At 61.6% G+C, this 19,525-nt stretch carries 1 protein-coding gene (running past one end of the window); it reads left to right on the forward strand.

Going from position 1 to position 19,525, the window contains the following annotated elements:
* Window positions 1-19,525, forward strand: partial view of a syringomycin E biosynthesis non-ribosomal peptide synthetase SyrE gene (gene syrE, locus JOE33_RS01070; protein WP_209924020.1) — the 5' portion only. 8,846 nt of this gene lie beyond the right edge of the window; only the first 19,525 of its 28,371 coding nucleotides appear in the window; the start codon lies at window positions 1-3; its stop codon lies off the right edge, out of view.

Below are 19,525 nucleotides of genomic sequence, written 5' to 3' on the forward strand. Positions count from 1 at the left end.
ATGAATTCGTTGATCGACAATCTGTGCACGCAAGAGCAAGAGCCTCTTCCGTTGGCTTCGGTTCAGCAAGGTATCTGGCTTGATCAGCTCGCCTATCCGCACCTGCCTTATTACAACATCGGCATGACTCTGGAGATCAAGGGCGACATCGATATTGCACTGTTCGAGAACGCCATCCAGAGGGTCATCGACAGCCATGACGCGCTGCGTCTGAGTTTCAGTCACGAGAGCGGGATGGGCGGCCAGCGGGTGCTGTCCGAGGCGCCGTTCAAGCTTGAAGTGACCGACTTGCCTGAGGTCGACGGCAACGTCGAGCATGCCATTGCGCATCTGCGCGAGTCCTTCCGCCAACCCTTTGAGTCAATGACCGGACAACTCTGGGAGTCGCGTCTGGTTCGTTGCGGGCCGCAGCTCTATTACTGGTTCAATCGCTTGCACCACCTGGTTGCCGACGGCATCGGTGCAGTGCTGATCGCGCATGCCGTGGACGATGTCTACTCGGGCTTGCTGGAAGGCAAGGAAGTGCTTGTCGAGGGATCTTCTTACCTCTCGTTCCTTGAGGAAGACAAGGCCTACATGACGTCTTCTCGCTACGAGCGTGATCGACTGTTCTGGGAGCAGGCCTACGCGCAACTGCCGCCGGTTCTGCTGCAACGCAAGGCAGATTTCAAGGCGGGCCTTTCCAGCGTTCCAGCCCCCAGTGACCAGGTTCAAGCCATGTTGCCCCGCGCGCTTTATAACGCGCTGACTCGGTTTGCCAGCGAATGCAACTTGTCCGTGGCTCATGTACTGGTCGGCGTGATCAGCACCTATTTCTGCCGCACTGTAGGCGTCGATGAGATCGTTGTCGGTATGCCGGTGCATAACCGTACCAGTGCTCGTCAGAAGGCCACCATCGGCATGTTTTCTTCGGTCAGCCCGATTCGCGTGGGCTTCGACCCGCATGAAACGCTGGTCGACCTGATGAATAACATCGGCACGCAACTACGTCGCACTTACCGCCACCAGCGTTTCCCGATTGCCGAACTCAACCGTAGCCTGCGGCTGGCGCAAACCGGACGCCACCAGTTGTTCGATGTTTCACTGTCATTCGAAAGCTTCGATGGTGACGTCACGTTCGGCTGCGATGACCCTGCGCGGGTGCTGATGCTGGACAACGGTTACGAGCAGACGCCCATGGCGATCTTCGTACGCGATTACCATCCCTCTGAAGACGTCCACCTGGATTTCAACTTCAACACGGCTTACTTCACCTTCGAGGAAGCGCAACGCGTACAGCAGCGCATCTTCGCCATGCTTGAAGCTGTGCTGAATCAACACGACACGCCCTTGGCGCACTTTCCGCTGATGAGCAGGAACGAGCATCAGCAACTGGCCACTTTCAACGAAACCGCCCTCGCCTATCCCCGCGATGTTCTGATTCACCAATTGATCGAACAACAGGTCGCCCAGCGTCCGGATGCCTGCGCGGTGCGCAGCGACAGCGGTCCGTTGCTCACTTACGCCGAACTCAACCAACAGGCCAACCAGCTTGCCCATCGTCTGATCGAACTGGGCGTAGAGCCGGATACACGGGTCGCAGTGAGCCTGCGTCGCGGCCCGGAAATGGTCGTGGCGCTGCTGGGTATCCTCAAGGCTGGTGGCGCCTACGTGCCGATCGACCCTGACCTGCCCAGCGCCCGCCAGGCCTATATGCTTGAGGACAGCTCGCCGCAGGCGCTGCTGACCACTCAGGATCTGCACGACAACCTGCCGGCCCTGGACCTTCCGGTGCTGGTACTCGATGGTCGCGATGACAACGCGCAACTGACCGAGCAGCCAACCGGCAACCCGGATGCCAAGGCCCTGGGCCTGCAGCCGAATCATTTGGCCTACGTGCTCTACACCTCGGGTTCCACCGGGCAGCCCAAGGGCGTGATGAACGAACACCTGGGCGTGGTCAACCGCCTGCTTTGGGCCCGTGACGCCTATCACGTGGACAGCAATGATCGTGTGCTGCAAAAGACCCCGTTCGGCTTCGACGTGTCAGTCTGGGAGTTTTTCCTGCCATTGCTCGCCGGTGCCGAGCTGGTCATGGCACGTCCCGGTGGCCATCAGGAGCCGGATTACCTGGCGCAGGTAATGAGTGACGCGGGCATTACCCTGCTGCACTTTGTGCCCTCGATGCTTGATGTGTTTCTGGAACACCGTTCGAATCGCGACTTCCCGCAACTGCGCCGCGTATTGTGCAGTGGCGAGGCCTTGCCCCGCGCGTTGCAGCGCCGCTTCGAGCAACACCTGAAGGGCGTTGAACTGCACAACCTGTATGGCCCGACCGAAGCGGCCATCGACGTGACTGCCTGGGAGTGCCGTCCGACGGATCCTGGCGAAAGCGTGCCCATCGGCCGTCCGATTGCCAACATTCAGATGCACGTGCTGGATGCCCTGGGCCAGTTGCAACCGCTGGGCGTGGCCGGTGAGCTGCACATTGGCGGCATCGGCGTGGCGCGGGGTTACCTGAACCAGACAGAGTTGAGTGCCGAGCGTTTTATCGCCGACCCGTTTTCCAACGATCCGCAGGCACGTCTGTACAAAACCGGCGACGTGGGTCGCTGGCTGGCCAATGGCGCGCTGGAATACCTGGGCCGCAATGACTTTCAGGTGAAGATTCGCGGCTTGCGTATCGAGATCGGTGAAATCGAGGCCGCCCTGGCCTTGTGCGCCGGTGTGCGTGAAGTGGTAGTGGTTGCCCGCGCAGATGACCCTGCACATCCGGACGACAAGCGTCTGGTGGCCTACTTGTGTGGCGAACCGACACCCGCCGAAAACCTGCGTAAAGAGTTGCTTGAACACCTGCCCGAATACATGGTTCCCAGCGCTTTTGTGCAGATGGACAGCCTGCCCTTGACACCAAACGGCAAGCTGGATCGCAAGGCCCTGCCTGCTCCGGATACGCAATCGCTGATCAGCCGTGGTTACGAAGCGCCGCAAGGCGAAGTGGAAACCCTGCTGGCGTCGATCTGGGCCGACGTGCTCAAGGTCGAGCAGGTCGGTCGTCATGATCACTTCTTCGAACTGGGTGGCCACTCGCTGCTGGCGGTAAAGCTGATCCAACGCATGCGCCAGGTCGGCCTGAGTGCCGATGTGCATGTGCTGTTCGGCCAACCGACCGTGGCGGCATTGGCGGCAGCAGCCGGTGGTGACTCGGAAATCGTGGTGCCGGCCAACCTGATTCCCGAACGTTGCGACCGTATCACCCCGCAGATGTTGCCGCTGATCAACCTCTCTCAGGCGCAGATCGACCACGTGGTGCAGGACGTGCCCGGCGGTGCTGCCAACGTGCAGGACATCTACCCGCTGGCACCGTTGCAGGCGGGGATCCTTTACCACCATATCAGTGCCGAACAGGGCGACCCTTACACCCTGAAAGCACTGTTTGCGCTATCTGACCGGGCGCGACTGGACGATTTCAGCGGCGCTTTGCAAGACGTGATAAACCGCCACGATATCCTGCGCACCGCAGTGCTGTGGGAAGACCTCGACGAACCGGTGCAAGTCGTGCTGCGTCAAGCTGAACTGCAAGTCACCGAGTTGTGCCTCGACCCTGCAGACGGCCCGGTTGACGAGCAATTACACCAGCGCTTCGACCGTCGGCATTACCGCCTTGATGTGCGTAATGCGCCATTGATGCGCATTGTCGTTAGCCATGACCCGGTCAACGACCGCTGGCTGGCGATGTTGCTGTCCCATCACCTGGTCAGCGACGCCACTTCCCTGACCGTGGTACTGCATGAAATTCAGGCGCACCTGCTCGGTCAGGGTAATGCGTTGGGTGAGACAGTGCCGTATCGCAACTATGTCGCCCAGGCTCGCCTGGGTGTCAGCGAGGCACAGCACGAAGCGTTCTTCCGCGAGATGCTCGGCGACGTCGATGAGCCGACGCTGCCGTTCGGTTTGCAGAATGTGCAGGACGGCGGCCGCGACCTCGAAGAGGCCAGCGTGACCCTGGCGGCCGAACTGAACCTGCGTTTGCGGGCTCAGGCCCGGCAGGCAGGCGTCAGCGTCGCGAGCCTGATGCATTTGGCCTGGGCGCGGGTGCTGGGCAATGTCTCCGACCGTGAACAGGTGGTGTTCGGTACGGTACTGCTGGGCCGTATGCAGGCCGGTGATGGCGCCGACCGTGCGTTGGGCATGTTTATCAACACCTTGCCGCTACGCGTCAATATCGACGCGACGACAGTGGCCGAGGGATTGAAGGCGACCCACCAGCGGCTGACCTCTTTGCTCGGACATGAGCATGCTCCGCTGGTACTCGCCCAGCGTTGCAGCGGTGTGGCCGCACCAACGCCGCTATTCAGTGCATTGCTCAACTACCGGCACAGCGTCGTGAGCGATGTTTCGGCAGAAGCTGCCACCGCCTGGGAAGGGATCGAGTCCTTCGGCACCGAAGACCATACCAACTACCCGTTGACCCTGAACGTCGATGACCTGGGCGATGACTTCACGCTCACCATTCAGGCCGTCCAGCAAATTAATGCCCAGCGCATCGGCGAGTACATGCAGGTTGCACTGCGCAGCATCGTGGAAGCGCTGGAACATACGCCGCAAGCTGCGCTGAACAGCCTGTCGATACTGCCGGACGATGAGCGCGAGCTGTTGCTGGCGGGCCTCAATGACACCGCCCACCCTTATCCGCGCGATGTTCTGATCCACCAACTGATCGAACAACAGGTCGACCAGCGTCCGGATGCCTGCGCCGTAAGCGGCGACAGCGGTCCGCTGCTCACCTACGCCGAACTCAACCAACAGGCCAACCAGCTTGCCCATCGTCTGATCGAGCTGGGCGTTGAGCCGGATACGCGTGTCGCGGTCAGCCTGCGTCGCGGCCCGGAAATGGTCGTGGCGCTGTTGGGTATCCTCAAGGCCGGTGGCGCCTATGTGCCGATCGACCCTGACCTGCCGAGCGCCCGCCAGGCCTATATGCTTGAGGACAGCTCGCCGCAGGCGCTGCTGACCACTCAGGATCTGCAAGACAACCTGCCGGACATTACGCTGCCGATACTGGTCCTGAATGACCATCAGGAGAGCGCCCAGCTTGCCGCACAGTCGTCCGCTAACCCGGATGCCAGGGCCCTGGGCCTGCAGCCGAATCATCTGGCCTACGTGCTCTACACCTCGGGCTCAACCGGGCAGCCCAAGGGCGTGATGAATGAACACCTGGGCGTGGTCAACCGCCTGCTCTGGGCCCGTGACGCCTATCACGTGGACAGCAACGATCGTGTGCTGCAAAAGACCCCATTCGGCTTCGACGTTTCGGTCTGGGAGTTTTTCCTGCCGCTGTTGGCCGGTGCCGAGCTGGTCATGGCTCGTCCCGGTGGCCATCAGGACCCTGACTACCTGGCGCAGGTAATGAGTGACGCGGGTATTACCCTGCTGCACTTCGTGCCCTCGATGCTCGATGTGTTTCTGGGACACCGCTCAACCCGCGACTTCCCGCAACTGCGCCGCGTGCTGTGCAGCGGCGAGGCCTTGCCCCGTGCGTTGCAGCGCCGCTTCGAGCAACACCTCAAGGGCGTTGAGCTGCACAACCTGTATGGCCCGACCGAAGCGGCCATCGACGTGACTGCCTGGGAATGCCGTCCGACGGATCCTGGCGAAAGCGTGCCCATCGGCCGTCCGATTGCGAACATTCAGATGCACGTGCTGAATGCCCTGGGCCAGCTGCAACCGCTGGGCGTGGCGGGCGAGCTGCACATTGGCGGCATCGGCGTGGCACGGGGTTACCTGAACCAGCCGGAGCTAAGTGCCGAGCGTTTCATCGCCGACCCGTTTTCCAGCGATCCGCAGGCACGCCTGTACAAAACCGGCGACGTGGGTCGCTGGCTGGCCAATGGCGCGCTGGAATACCTGGGGCGCAATGACTTTCAGGTGAAGATTCGCGGCCTGCGTATCGAGATCGGCGAAATCGAGGCCGCTCTGGCCAAACACCCGGCGGTCCATGAAGCAGTGATCACTGCTCGTGAAGATGTGCCGGGCGATAAACGCCTGGTGGCTTATTACACCCTGATCGCAGAGCATGCTTCGGTAGACATCGACAGCCTGCGCGCCTGGTTGCAGGAACAACTGCCGGCCTACATGATCCCGACGGCCTATGTGCTGCTCGACTCAATGCCGCTGACGCCGAACGGCAAGCTGGATCGCAAGGCGCTGCCAGCCCCGGACGGTGATGCGCTGATCACCCGTGGCTACGAAGCCCCGCAAGGCGAGACCGAAGAGCAGATCGTGGCTATCTGGCAAGACCTGCTGGGTGTCGAGCAGGTCGGGCGTCACGACCATTTCTTCGAACTCGGTGGCCACTCACTGCTGGCCGTCTCTCTGATCGACCGTCTGCGCAAGCAGGGCCTGAATCTCAACGTAAACACTGTATTCACTGCGCCCAGCGTGCGTGAAATGGCCTTGGCCATCAGCCAGGACAAACAAGCCCTGTTCCAGGCTCCGGCCAACCGCATCCCGGCCGACTGCACGCAACTAACGCCAGACATGTTGCCGCTGGTGAAACTGAGCGTTGATGAGATTGAACTGATCACCTCCGCCGTTCCCGGCGGAGCCGCCAATGTCCAGGACATCTACCCGCTGGTGCCGCTTCAGGAAGGCATCCTGTTCCATTACCTGCTGAATCGTGAACGCGACGCCTATCTGGTGCGCTCGACGATCGAGTTCGACAGCCGTGCGCGTCTTGACGCCTTTCTCGAGGGCTTGCAAACGGTTATCGACCGCCATGATGTCCTGCGCAGTTCGGTGCATTGGGTCGGCCTGCCGCAAGCGGTGCAAGTGGTGCACCGCCAGGCGCAGTTGCCGGTACATACTCTCACCCTGACGCCGGATGAAGACGCACTCAGCCAGGTGGATCGTCTCAGTGATCCAGGCCGTCTGCGTATGGATTTGCAACAGGCACCGCTACTACAGGCCTACATTGCTGGCGACCCGAACTCGGAGCGTTGGCTACTGGCGCTGATTGATCACCACATGATCAGCGACCACACCACTCTGGAACTCATACTCGAAGAAATTCGCCTGCTGATGCGCGGCCAGAGCGCAGAACTGCTGCCACCGCAGCCTTATCGGGAGTTTGTCGCACAGACCCTCGCCAGCCCTGCAAGTGCCCATGAAGCCTACTTCACCCGCCGTCTGGCCGATGTTGATTCACCCACCGTGCCGTTCGAACTGGTGGAAGTTCAGGGCGACGGCAACGACGTCGAAGAAGCCGAGCTGGCATTGAGCAGTGACCTCTGCGCAGGTATCCGGACTCAGGCACGGGAACGCGGCATGTCCCCGGCGGTTCTGTTCCATGTCGCCTGGGCTCAGGTGCTGGCCCGTTGTACCGGTCGCGATGATGTGGTGTTCGGCACCGTGGTCACCGGCCGCCTGCAAGGCACGATAGGTGCCGAGCGGGCCATGGGCATGTTCATGAACACCCTGCCGGTTCGCGTGCAACTGGCCACGCAAGGCGCCCAGGAACTGGTCGCGGCCACCCACCGTGATCTCAGCGAGTTACTGAGCCATGAGCAGGCGTCATTGGCCCTGGCTCAGCGTTGCAGTGGCATGGCCACGGCGGTGCCGTTGTTCTCCAGCCTGCTCAACTACCGGCACCAGAGCGAGGACAGCCAGTTGCAATGGCCGGGCCTGCGCTTGCTCGACAGCTCCGAGCGCACCAACTACCCGTTGTGCTTGTCGGTCAACGATTACGGCAGTGACATCGGCCTGTTGATACACGGCGTGCAGCCTGCGGATCCGCAACGCCTGTGCGCCATGATGCAGTGTGCCTTGGAGCAACTGACCGACGTGCTGGCGCACACACCGCAGATGGCCGTTACGCAGCTGGATGTGCTGCCTACCGCCGAGCGCAACCGGCTGCTGGAGACCTTCAACCAGAACCATCAGGACTACCCGAAAGACCTGTGCATTCAGCACCTGTTTGAAGCACAGGCACGGACGCAACCTGATGCCATCGCCGTGGCTTTCCAGGCGCAGCGCTTGAGCTATGCCGAATTGAACCGTCAGGCCAACCGTCTGGCTCATCATCTGATCGGCCTGGGCATTGGCCCGGATGATCGAGTGGCGATCTGCGTCGAGCGCGGCGTGGAAATGATGGTCGGCCTGCTCGGTGTGCTCAAAGCCGGTGCTGCTTACGTGCCACTGGACCCGGCATATCCGGCCGATCGCCTGACTTACATGATCGAAGACAGTACGCCGTCGGCGGTGCTGACACAGCGTCACTTGCAGGAATGTCTGCCGACCCTGACCTTGCCACTGGTGTTGCTCGACAACGATCAGCGCAACACCTTTACCGAGCGCGACGATAACCCGGTGGTGGAAACCCTCGGCGTGCGCAACCTGGCATATGTGATCTACACCTCGGGCTCCACCGGTAATCCCAAAGGGGTGATGATCGAACATCGCGGTCTGGTCAACTACAGCGTCGATGCGGTACGGCTGTTTGCCCTGTCCCAGAGCGACACCGTGCTGCAACAGAACACCTTGAACTTCGATCTGTCTGTGGAGGAGATCTTCCCGGCCTTGCTGGCGGGTGCCACCCTGGCGCCGAGCCGCGAGGTCTTCGGCAGCGAAGGGACTGAAACTCACGGCATTCATCCGACCGTCCTGCACCTGACCGCTGCGCACTGGCATACGCTGGTGGCCGAATGGCACAAGCAGCCGCAGGTCGCTGAGCAACGTCTGCAGCATGTGCGCTTGATCAACGTCACAGGTGACGCACTGTCGGCGCAGAAACTCAAGCTCTGGGATGAGATTCGCCCGACGCATACTCGCCTGATCAATACCTATGGCCCTACCGAGGCCACCGTTTCCTGTACCGCCGCTTACGTCAGCCACGATGCTGTAGCCGGCAGCGAAGGCAGTGGCAACGCGACCATCGGCAAGCCGATGGCCAACACCCGCATCTACCTGCTTGATGGCCACCAGCAGCCGGTGCCGTATGGCGCGGCAGGTGAGATTTTCATCGGCGGCGACGGCGTGGCACGCGGTTACCTGAACCTTGCCGAGGTCAACGCCGAGCGTTTCCTCGCGGATCCGTTCAGCAACGCCCCTGACGCCAGGATGTACAAAACCGGTGATCTGGCGCGCTACATGGCCGACGGTCGGATCGAGTACCTGGGGCGTAACGACTTTCAGGTCAAGGTGCGCGGTTTCCGTATCGAACTGGGTGAAATCGAAGCCCGTCTGGGCAATTGCGCCGGGGTAAAAGAGGCGGTGGTGATCGCTCGGGAAGATAATCCGGGAGACAAACGCCTGGTAGCTTATGTGGTTGCCCAGCCGCAAAGCCAGCTTACAGCCGCTGAGCTGCGCGCCGAACTGGCACCGCAACTGGCCGAGTACATGCTGCCAAGCGCGTTCGTGCTGCTTGATGAACTGCCGTTGACGCCGAACCGCAAGCTTGATCGCAAGGCCTTGCCAGCCCCGGATGCTGATGCGCTGATCAGCCGTGGCTACGAAGCCCCGCAAGGCGAGACCGAAGAGCAGATCGTGGCTATCTGGCAAGACCTGTTGGATGTCGAGCAGGTCGGTCGTCACGATCATTTCTTTGAACTGGGTGGCCACTCACTGTTGGCCGTCTCTCTGATCGAACGTCTGCGCAAGCAGGGCCTGAATCTCAACGTAAAGACTGTATTCACTGCGCCTACCGTGCGTGAAATGGCCTTGGCCATCAGCCAAGACAAACAAACTCTGTTCCAGGCACCGGCCAACCGCATTCCGGCCAACTGCACGCAATTAACCCCAGACATGTTGCCGCTGGTGGAACTGAGCGCCGCTCATATTGAACTGATCACCTCGGCCGTTCCCGGTGGAGCCGCCAATATCCAGGACATCTACCCGCTGGCACCGCTCCAGGAAGGCATCCTGTTCCATTACCTGCTGAATCGTGAACGCGACGCCTACCTGATGCGCTCGATGATCGAGTTCGACTGCCGTGCGCGTCTCGATGCCTTTCTTGAGGGCCTGCAAACGGTTATCGACCGCCATGATGTCCTGCGTAGTTCGGTGCATTGGAACGGCCTGCCGCAAGCGGTGCAAGTGGTGCACCGCCAGGCGCAATTTTCGGTACATACCCTCACCCTGACGCCGGATGAAGACGCACTCAGCCAAGTGGATCGTCTAACTGATCCAAGTCATCTGCGCCTTGACCTGCGACAGGCACCGCTACTGCTGGCCTACGTTGCCGGCGACCCAAACTCGGATCGTTGGCTACTGGCGCTGCTTGATCACCACATGGTCAGCGACCACGTCACCCTGGAGCTCATACTCGAAGAAATTCGCCTGCTGATGCGCGGCCAGGGCGCAGACCTGCTGCCACCGCAGCCTTATCGGGAGTTTGTCGCACAGACCCTCGCCATCCCTTCAAGTGCCCACGAAGCTTACTTTACCCGCCGCCTGGCTGATGTCGACTCACCCACCGTCCCGTTCGACCTGGTGGAAGTTCAGGGCGACGGCAATGACGTCGAAGAGACAGAACTGGCATTGAGCAGTGACCTCTGCGCAGGTATCCGGACTCAGGCCCGGGAACGCGGCATGTCCCCGGCGGTTCTGTTCCATGTCGCCTGGGCTCAGGTGCTGGCCCGTTGCACCGGTCGCGATGATGTGGTGTTCGGCACCGTGGTCACTGGCCGCCTGCAAGGTACGGTCGGCGCCGAGCGGGCCATGGGCATGTTCATGAACACCCTGCCGGTTCGCGTGCAACTGGCCGCGCAAGGCGCGCACGAGCTGGTCATGGCCACCCACCGTGATCTCAGCGAGTTACTGAGCCACGAGCAGGCGTCATTGGCCCTGGCCCAGCGTTGCAGTAGCGTGTCCACGGCGGTGCCGTTGTTCTCCAGCCTGCTCAACTACCGGCACCAGGGTCAGGACAGCCAGTTGCAATGGCCGGGCCTGCGCCTGCTCGACAGCTCCGAGCGCACCAACTACCCGTTGTGCTTGTCGGTCAATGATTACGGTCGTGACCTCGATTTGGTGATACACGGCGTGCAGCCTGCGGATCCGCAACGCCTGTGCGCCATGATGCAGTGTGCCTTGGAACAACTGACCGACGCGCTGGCGCACACACCGCAAATGGCCGTTACGCAGCTGGATGTGCTGCCCGCCGCCGAGCGCAACCGGCTACTGGAGACTTTCAACCAGAACCGCCAGGACTACCCGACGGACCTGTGCATTCAACACCTGTTTGAAGCACAGGTACGGACGCAACCTGATGCCATCGCCGTGGCTTTCCAAGGGCAGCGCCTGAGCTATGCCGAATTGAACCACCAGGCCAACCGTCTGGCTCACCACCTCATCGGTCTGGGCATTGGCCCTGATGATCGGGTGGCGATCTGCGTCGAGCGCGGCGTGGAAATGATGATCGGCCTGCTTGGTGTGCTTAAAGCGGGCGCGGCTTACGTACCTCTTGACCCGGCCTACCCGGCCGAGCGCCTGGCTTACATGATCGAGGACAGTACGCCATCGGCGTTGCTCACTCAGTGTGATCTGCAGATGCGCTTGCCGACACTGAAATTGCCGCTGGTATTGCTCGACGAAGATCAACGCACCACCTTTACCGGGCGTGACGACGACCCGGTGGTGGAAGCCCTTGGCGTGCGCAACCTGGCGTATGTGATCTACACCTCGGGCTCCACCGGTAATCCCAAAGGGGTGATGATCGAACATCGCGGTCTGGTCAACTACAGCGTCGATGCGGTACGGCTGTTTGCCCTGTCCCAGAGCGACACCGTGCTGCAACAGAACACCTTGAACTTCGATCTGTCTGTGGAGGAGATCTTCCCGGCCTTGCTGGCGGGTGCCACCCTGGCGCCGAGCCGCGAGGTCTTCGGCAGCGAAGGGACTGAAACTCACGGCATTCATCCGACCGTCCTGCACCTGACCGCTGCGCACTGGCACACACTGGTGGCCGAATGGCACAAGCAACCGCAGTTGGCGGCTCAGAGCCTGCAACATGTGCGTCTGATCAACGTCACTGGCGATGCGCTGTCGGCACAGAAGCTCAAGCTCTGGGACGAAGTGCGCCCGGCGCACACTCGTCTGATCAATACTTACGGCCCTACCGAAGCGACGGTGTCCTGCACCGCCGCTTACGTCAGCCACGATGCTGTAGCCGGCAGCGAAGGCAGTGGCAACGCGACCATCGGCAAGCCGATGGCCAATACCCGCATCTACCTGCTTGATAGCCACCAGCAGCCGGTGCCGTATGGCGCGGCCGGTGAGATTTTCATCGGTGGCGACGGCGTGGCACGCGGTTACCTGAACCTTGCCGAAGTCAACGCCGAGCGTTTTCTCGCGGATCCGTTCAGCAACGACCCTGACGCCAGGATGTACAAAACCGGTGACCTGGCGCGCTACATGGCCGACGGCCGTATCGAGTACCTGGGCCGTAACGACTTCCAGGTCAAAGTGCGCGGGTTCCGCATCGAGCTGGGCGAAATCGAAGCACGCCTGGGCAATTGCGCCGGAGTCAAGGAGGCGGTGGTGGTCGCCCGTGAAGACAATCCGGGAGACAAACGCCTGGTGGCCTATGTGGTTGCCCAGCCGCAAAGCCAGCTTACAGCCGCTGAGCTGCGCGCCGAACTGGCACCGCAGCTGGCCGAGTACATGCTGCCAAGCGCGTTCGTGCTGCTTGATGAACTGCCGTTGACGCCGAACCGCAAGCTTGATCGCAACGCCTTGCCGGCTCCGCAAGCCAATGCCTATGCCAGCCGCGAACACGTGGAGCCGCAAGGTGAGACCGAGATTGCGCTGGCGCAGATCTGGCAAGACCTGCTCGATCTGGAACAGGTGGGCCGTCATGACCAGTTCTTCGAACTCGGCGGCCACTCCTTGCTGGCGATGCGTTTGATTTCCCAAGTGCGCCATCAATTGGGCGTTGAACTGGGTCTGGCCGCGCTATTCGCCCATCCCGAACTGAGCACCCTGGCCGTGGCCATTACCCAGGCCGGGCGCAGCAACTTGCCGGATATCGTGCCAGTGGCACGCGATCAGGCGTGGCCGTTGTCATTCGGCCAGCAACGTCTGTGGTTTCTTGCCCAGATGGAAGGCGCCAGCGCGGCCTACCACATGCCTGCCGGTCTCAGCCTGCATGGCAAACTGGATCTCGAAGCAATGCAACGGGCGCTGGAGCACCTCGTTGCGCGCCACGAAGGTTTACGCACCACCTTCATGCAGGGCGATGACGGACAGCCTCTGCAACGTATCAGCCCGGCAGATGTCGGCTTCAACCTGCACATCTACGATCTGCAAGGGCTGGCGGATGCCGAGGAAAAACTTCAGGCACTGGCCAGCGAAGAATCGCTGCAAGGCTTCGATCTGCAACAGGGCCCGTTGATTCGTGGCCGCCTGATGCGTATGGCCGAGGACCGTCACGTCCTGCTGCTGACCCTGCACCATATCGTTTCCGATGGCTGGTCGATTGGCGTGCTGACCCGCGAATTGTCCGCGCTCTATGCGGCATTCAGTCAGGGCCGGGACGACCCGCTGGCGCCGCTGGATCTGCAATACCTGGACTACGCAGTTTGGCAACGTCGCTGGCTCAGTGGCGATCTGCTGCAACAGCAAAGTCACTACTGGCAGCAAACCCTGGCAGACGCTCCGGCGCTGCTGATGTTGCCCACCGACCGTGCGCGTCCGGCGCTGCAGGACTATGCCGGCGCAGCACTGCCCATCGTTTTCGACAAAGACCTTACCCAAGGTCTCAAGGCATTGAGCCAACGCCGCGGCAGCACCCTGTTCATGACGGTCATGGCCGCGTGGGCCGGGCTGCTGGGACGCCTGGCGGGCCAGGACGAGGTGGTCATCGGTACGCCAGTGGCCAACCGTACTCGCAGCGAAGTCGAAGGGCTGGTGGGCCTGTTCGTCAACACCCTGGCGATCCGCGTCGACCTCAGTGGCAAGCCCACGGCAGAGACGCTGCTGGCGCGGGTCAAGCAGCAGACGCTGGATGCACAGGCGCATCAGGACTTGCCGTTCGAACAAGTGGTTGAAGTGATCAAGCCGGTACGCAGTCTGTCCCACAGCCCGGTTTTCCAGGCGATGTTGTCGTGGGAGAACAATGAGGCTTCTGATCTGACGCTCGGCGACATGACTCTGAAAAGCATCGAATTGGCCGCTGATACCGCTCAATTCGACCTGACGCTGGACATGGCCGAGGTGGATGAGCAACTGGTCGGCACGCTGGAGTACGCCACAGCGCTGTTCGATGAGAGCACCATGCGACGTTATCTGGGCTACTTCCAGCGTGTGCTGGAGGCCATGGTCGCCGACGACCAGCAGGTGCTGGAGCACGTCACCTTGCTGGGTGCCGACGAACGCGAGCATCTGCTGGCGGGCCTCAACGCAACAGAGGCGCCCTACCCGCAGGACTGCACGATTCATCAACTGTTCGAAGAAAGGGTTCAGGCGCAGCCCGACGCCATAGCCGTGTCCTTCGAGTCGCAACGCTTGAGCTATGCCGAATTGAACCGTCAGGCCAACCGTCTGGCTCATCATCTCATCAGCCTGGGCATCAGCCCGGACGATCGGGTGGCGATCTGCGTCGAACGTGGCGTGGAAATGATGATCGGCGTGCTCGGTGTGCTCAAGGCCGGTGCCGCCTATGTACCACTGGATCCGGCTTACCCGGCCGAGCGCCTGGCCTACATGATCGAAGACAGTGCGCCGTCGGCACTGCTGACCCAGCGTAATGTGCAGGCGCATTTGCCGACGCTGGACTTGCCGCGGGTGCTGCTCGATGACGATCAACGCGACACCTTCGTCGAACGCGACGACAACCCCGTGGTGGAAACCCTCGGCGCGCACAACCTGGCGTATGTGATCTACACCTCGGGCTCCACCGGCGTGCCGAAAGGCGTGATGGTCGAGCATCGCGGATTGCTCGCAGTCAGCGCGGCATGGGCGCAATTTTACGCACTGCACGCGCCACTCAATCACTTGCAGATGGCCGGGTTTTCCTTCGATGTATTCAGCGCCGACCTGATTCGCTCACTGGGTTTCGGCGGCACACTGGTGCTGTGCCCACGCGAGACCTTGATGGACCCGCCTGCGCTTTACCGTCTGATGCGCGAGGCGTCGATCGGTTTTGCGGATTTCGTGCCTGCCGTACTCAATTCGTTGCTGGCCTGGGTGGAAGAAGCGGGTCACGACCTGTCGTTCATGCGCACCGTGGTCTGTGGCTCGGATATCTGGACTGCGCACAGCGCCCGACAACTGCGCAAGCTTTGTGGCGATTACGTGCAGATCGTTCAGGCCTACGGTGTCACTGAGGCCAGCATCGACAGTACTTGTTTCGAGTTCGAGGCAACCAGCCAGGTCGACGGGGTCTTGCCGATTGGCCGGGCATTGGCCAACACGCGGATTTATCTGCTTGATGAGCTTGGCCAACCGGTTCCGCCGGGTGTTGTGGGCGAGCTATATATCGGCGGCGCAGGTATCGCACGCGGCTATCTGAATTTGCCGCAACTGACTGCCGAACGCTTCATGGACAGTCCTTTCGTGGCCGGCGAACGGCTGTACCGCAGCGGCGATATGGCTCGTTACCGGGCTGATGGCAATATCGAATTTCTCGGCCGCAACGACTCACAGGCCAAGCTGCGCGGGCTGCGTCTGGAACTGGGCGAAATCGAAGCACGTCTGGCCGAGGTCGCGGGCGTGCGCGAAAGCCTGGTTGTGATTCGCGAGGACAGCAGCGGAACGCCGAAACTGATCGCGTATCTTGTGGAAGATGCCGCCCGTGAATCTGCCAGCCCTGCCCTGACCCCACGCGCGCTGCGCCAGCAACTGCAACTCAACCTGCCGGAATACATGATCCCGGCAGCGTTCGTGCGCATGGCTGCCTTGCCGCTGAGCGCCAACGGCAAGCTGGATCGCAGAGCGTTGCCCGAGCCGGATGCCGAAGCCTTCGATCAGCATGATTTCGAAGCAGCCGATGGTCCGCTGGAGACGGCAATCGCCGCAATCTGGGCGGATGTGCTGGGCGTCGCACGCGTCGGCCGTCATGATGACTTTTTCGCGCTCGGCGGTCATTCATTGCTGGTCATGCGCGTGCTGGCTCAGGTCCGTCAGCAGTTGAATATGGAGGTTTCACCGTCAGCGTTTTTTGCAGCACCGGTGCTGCGGCAATTCGCCAAGCGGCTGGCCAATACGCAGGGCAACGCTGGTTTGGCGATCACACCTGTGCAACGTTCGGGTGCGCTACCGCTGTCGTTTGCCCAGCAGCGCCTGTGGTTTCTCGCGCAACTGGAAGGTGGCAGCGCCGCTTACCATATTCCGGTGGGACTGCGTCTGCGCGGCAGCCTTGATCAGGCGTCGCTGCAACGCGCACTGGACCGTATCGTGGCCCGCCATGAGGCGCTGCGCACGACCTTTGTAGAAGAGCAAGGACAGCCTCCGGAGCAGCGTATCTCTGCTCCTGAAACAGGTTTCAGACTGCAGTTGCAGGTACTGGCCGGGCAGAGCGATGCCGAAGAACTGTTGCTCGCCATCGCTGCACAAGAGGCCGGCGAGCACTTCGACCTTGTCAATGGACCGCTGGTGCGCGGGCGTCTGGTGCGCATGGCCGATGACGACCATGTGTTGCTGGTGACCATGCACCACATCGTCTCCGATGGCTGGTCAACCGGGATTTTGAACCGCGAGCTGGGCGCTCTCTATGAAGCCTTCCACCAGGGCGCCGAGGACCCATTGCCGGCCTTGCCAGTGCAATACGCCGACTACGCGCTGTGGCAGCGTGACTGGTTGAGTGGCGACGTGCTGCAACAACAGCGTCAGTACTGGCAGCAGGCCCTGGCCGGTGCGCCAGCCCTGCTGACCCTGCCGACCGACCGGCCACGTCCGGCGCAACAGGACTACAGCGGGCAGACGCTGGAACTGGTGCTCGACACACAATTGACCCATGGTCTCAAGGCGTTGAGCCAGCGCCATGGCAGCAGCCTGTTCATGACGGTCATGGCCGCCTGGGCCGCGCTGTTGGCACGTCTGTCCGGTCAGGATGACGTGGTGATCGGTACGCCGGTGGCCAACCGCATGAATGCCGAGGTGGAGAGCCTGATCGGGTTCTTCGTCAACACCCTTGCTGTACGGGTCGACCTCTCGGGCGCGCCGAGCGTCGAAGCGCTGGTGCAGCAAGTCAAACAGCAGACCCTGGCAGCACAGGCAAACCAGGACCTGCCGTTCGAACAAGTGGTTGAAGTGGTTCGCCCGCAACGCAGCCTGTCCCACAGCCCGATTTTTCAGGCGATGCTGTCCTGGCAAAACAACGAGGACACCGCTCTGGTGCTCGGCGACATGACCCTGCAAGGCGTCGCAGTGGCCGGTGATACGGCCAAATTCGACCTGGCGCTGGACATCGGCGAGATGGACGGGCAACTGATCGGCACGCTGGAGTACGCCACGGCGCTGTTCGACGAAAGCACCATGCGTCGTTATCTGGGTTACTTCCAGCGTTTGCTGGAAGCGATGGTGGCCGATGATCGGCAGGTGCTGGAGCAGGTGCCGTTGCTCGACACTGCGGAGCGCGAGTATCTGCTGAAGGATATCAATGCCACAGACCGCGCCTACCCTGCCGGTCAGTTGATGCATCGCTTGTTCGAGGCCCATGCCGAAACTGCACCGCAGGCAATTGCAGTCCGCCAGGGTGAGCGGACACTGACCTACGCCGAACTCGACAGCCGCGCCAACGCCCTGGCTCAGCACCTGCGTCAGCACGGTGTGATGCCTGGAACCCGGGTGGCGATTCTGCTGGATCGTTCGGTGGAATTGCTGGCCAGTATGCTGGCGACCCTCAAGTGCGGCGCGGCCTATCTGGCGCTGGATCGCCTGGCGCCTGAAGAGCGTCTGCGCTTCATGCTCGAGGACAGCGAAGCCATCATGCTGCTGACCCGTAGCGAGCTGACTGCACCTGAAATGACGCCGAGACTGGATCTGGACACACTGCAGCTGCCAGCGCTGAGCCAAGGGCCAGTCGTGCTTGCAGATCAAGTCGCAGGCGAGACCCCCGCGTGCATCATCTACACCTCCGGCTCCACCGGTCTGCCCAAGGGCGTGATCGTGACCCACAACGGCATTGTGCGGCTGGTCCAGGACAACGGCTACTACGAATTCTGCGCCGAGGACCGCGTGGCGTTTTCTTCCAACCCGGCGTTCGACGCCAGCACTCCGGAAATCTGGGGCGCGTTGCTCAATGGTGGCCAGTCGGTGATTATCGAGCCGCAGGTGCTGCTTGAGCCGGTGGCCTTCGCCGCTGTGCTCAAGCGCCACGAAGTGACAGCGATGATCAGCTCGACCGCCCTGTTCAACCTGTATGCAGGGTTGATTCCCGAGGCCCTGGCCGGCTTGCGCATGATCATGTGTGGCGGCGAGCGCGCTGATCCGGCGTCGTTCCGTCGAGTCCGTGAGCACTCGACCCAGGTGCGCCTGTTCAACGGCTATGGCCCGACCGAGGGCACCACTTGTGCCACCAGCTACGAAATCTTCGATGTACTGCCTGACACCCTGAGTCTGCCGATCGGCAAGCCCAACGCCAACGTGCGTGTCTATGTGCTGGACGCCCGGCGCGAGCCGGTGCCGATGGGTGTGGCCGGCGAGATCTACATCGGTGGCACAGGCGTCGCTCTCGGCTACCTGAACCGCCCGGAACTGACCGCCGAACGCTTCAGTGAAGACCCGTTCAGTCAGCAGCCCGGCGCGAGACTTTATCGCACCGGCGATCTGGCGCGCTGGTTGCCGGACGGCAACCTTGAATATCTGGCGCGTAACGATGGGCAGGTAAAGGTCCGCGGCTTCCGCGTCGAACTTGGCGAAATCGAAAGCGTCCTGCACTTGTGCGACGGCGTTCGCAACTCCGTGGTGGTGGCGCACGAAGCCAGCCCGGGTGACACCCGTCTGGTGGCTTATTACACCGTCCATGCAGATGCTGAAGCGCCTGATCCTGAGGACCTGCGTACACAATTGAGTGCCAACCTAGCGGAGTACATGGTTCCGAGTGTGTTCATGCGCCTGGATGCCTTGCCGCTGACGCTCAATGGCAAGGTTGATCAGAAGGCGCTGCCGGTCCCCGACCTGAATGCCATGTTCGAGCGAAGCTACGTTGCGCCGGAAGGCGCCACCGAACAGGCCCTGGCGGAAATATTCCAGGAACTGCTGGGCCTTGAACGAGTGGGTCGTCATGACGGCTTTTTCGAGCTTGGCGGTCACTCGCTGCTGGCTGCGCAACTGGTTTCCCGTGTGCGTCAGCAACTGAACGGCGACATGGCGCTGCGCCAGCTGTTCAATCACCCGACCGTGGCCGAACTGGCGAAGGTGGTCGACGGCCTGCAAGCGGTCGACACCGTCAGTATCGAACCCGTCGAGCGTAACGCGCCGTTGGCGCTGTCCTTCTCACAGCAACGCCTGTGGTTCCTCGACAGGCTCGACTCGGGTGCCAGCAGCGCCTACCACATGCCGATGTCGCTGCTGCTGCGTGGCGAGCTTGATCACCGCGCGCTCAAGGCTG

Source organism: Pseudomonas sp. PvP027, from assembly GCF_017833005.1.
GTDB lineage: Bacteria > Pseudomonadota > Gammaproteobacteria > Pseudomonadales > Pseudomonadaceae > Aquipseudomonas > Aquipseudomonas congelans.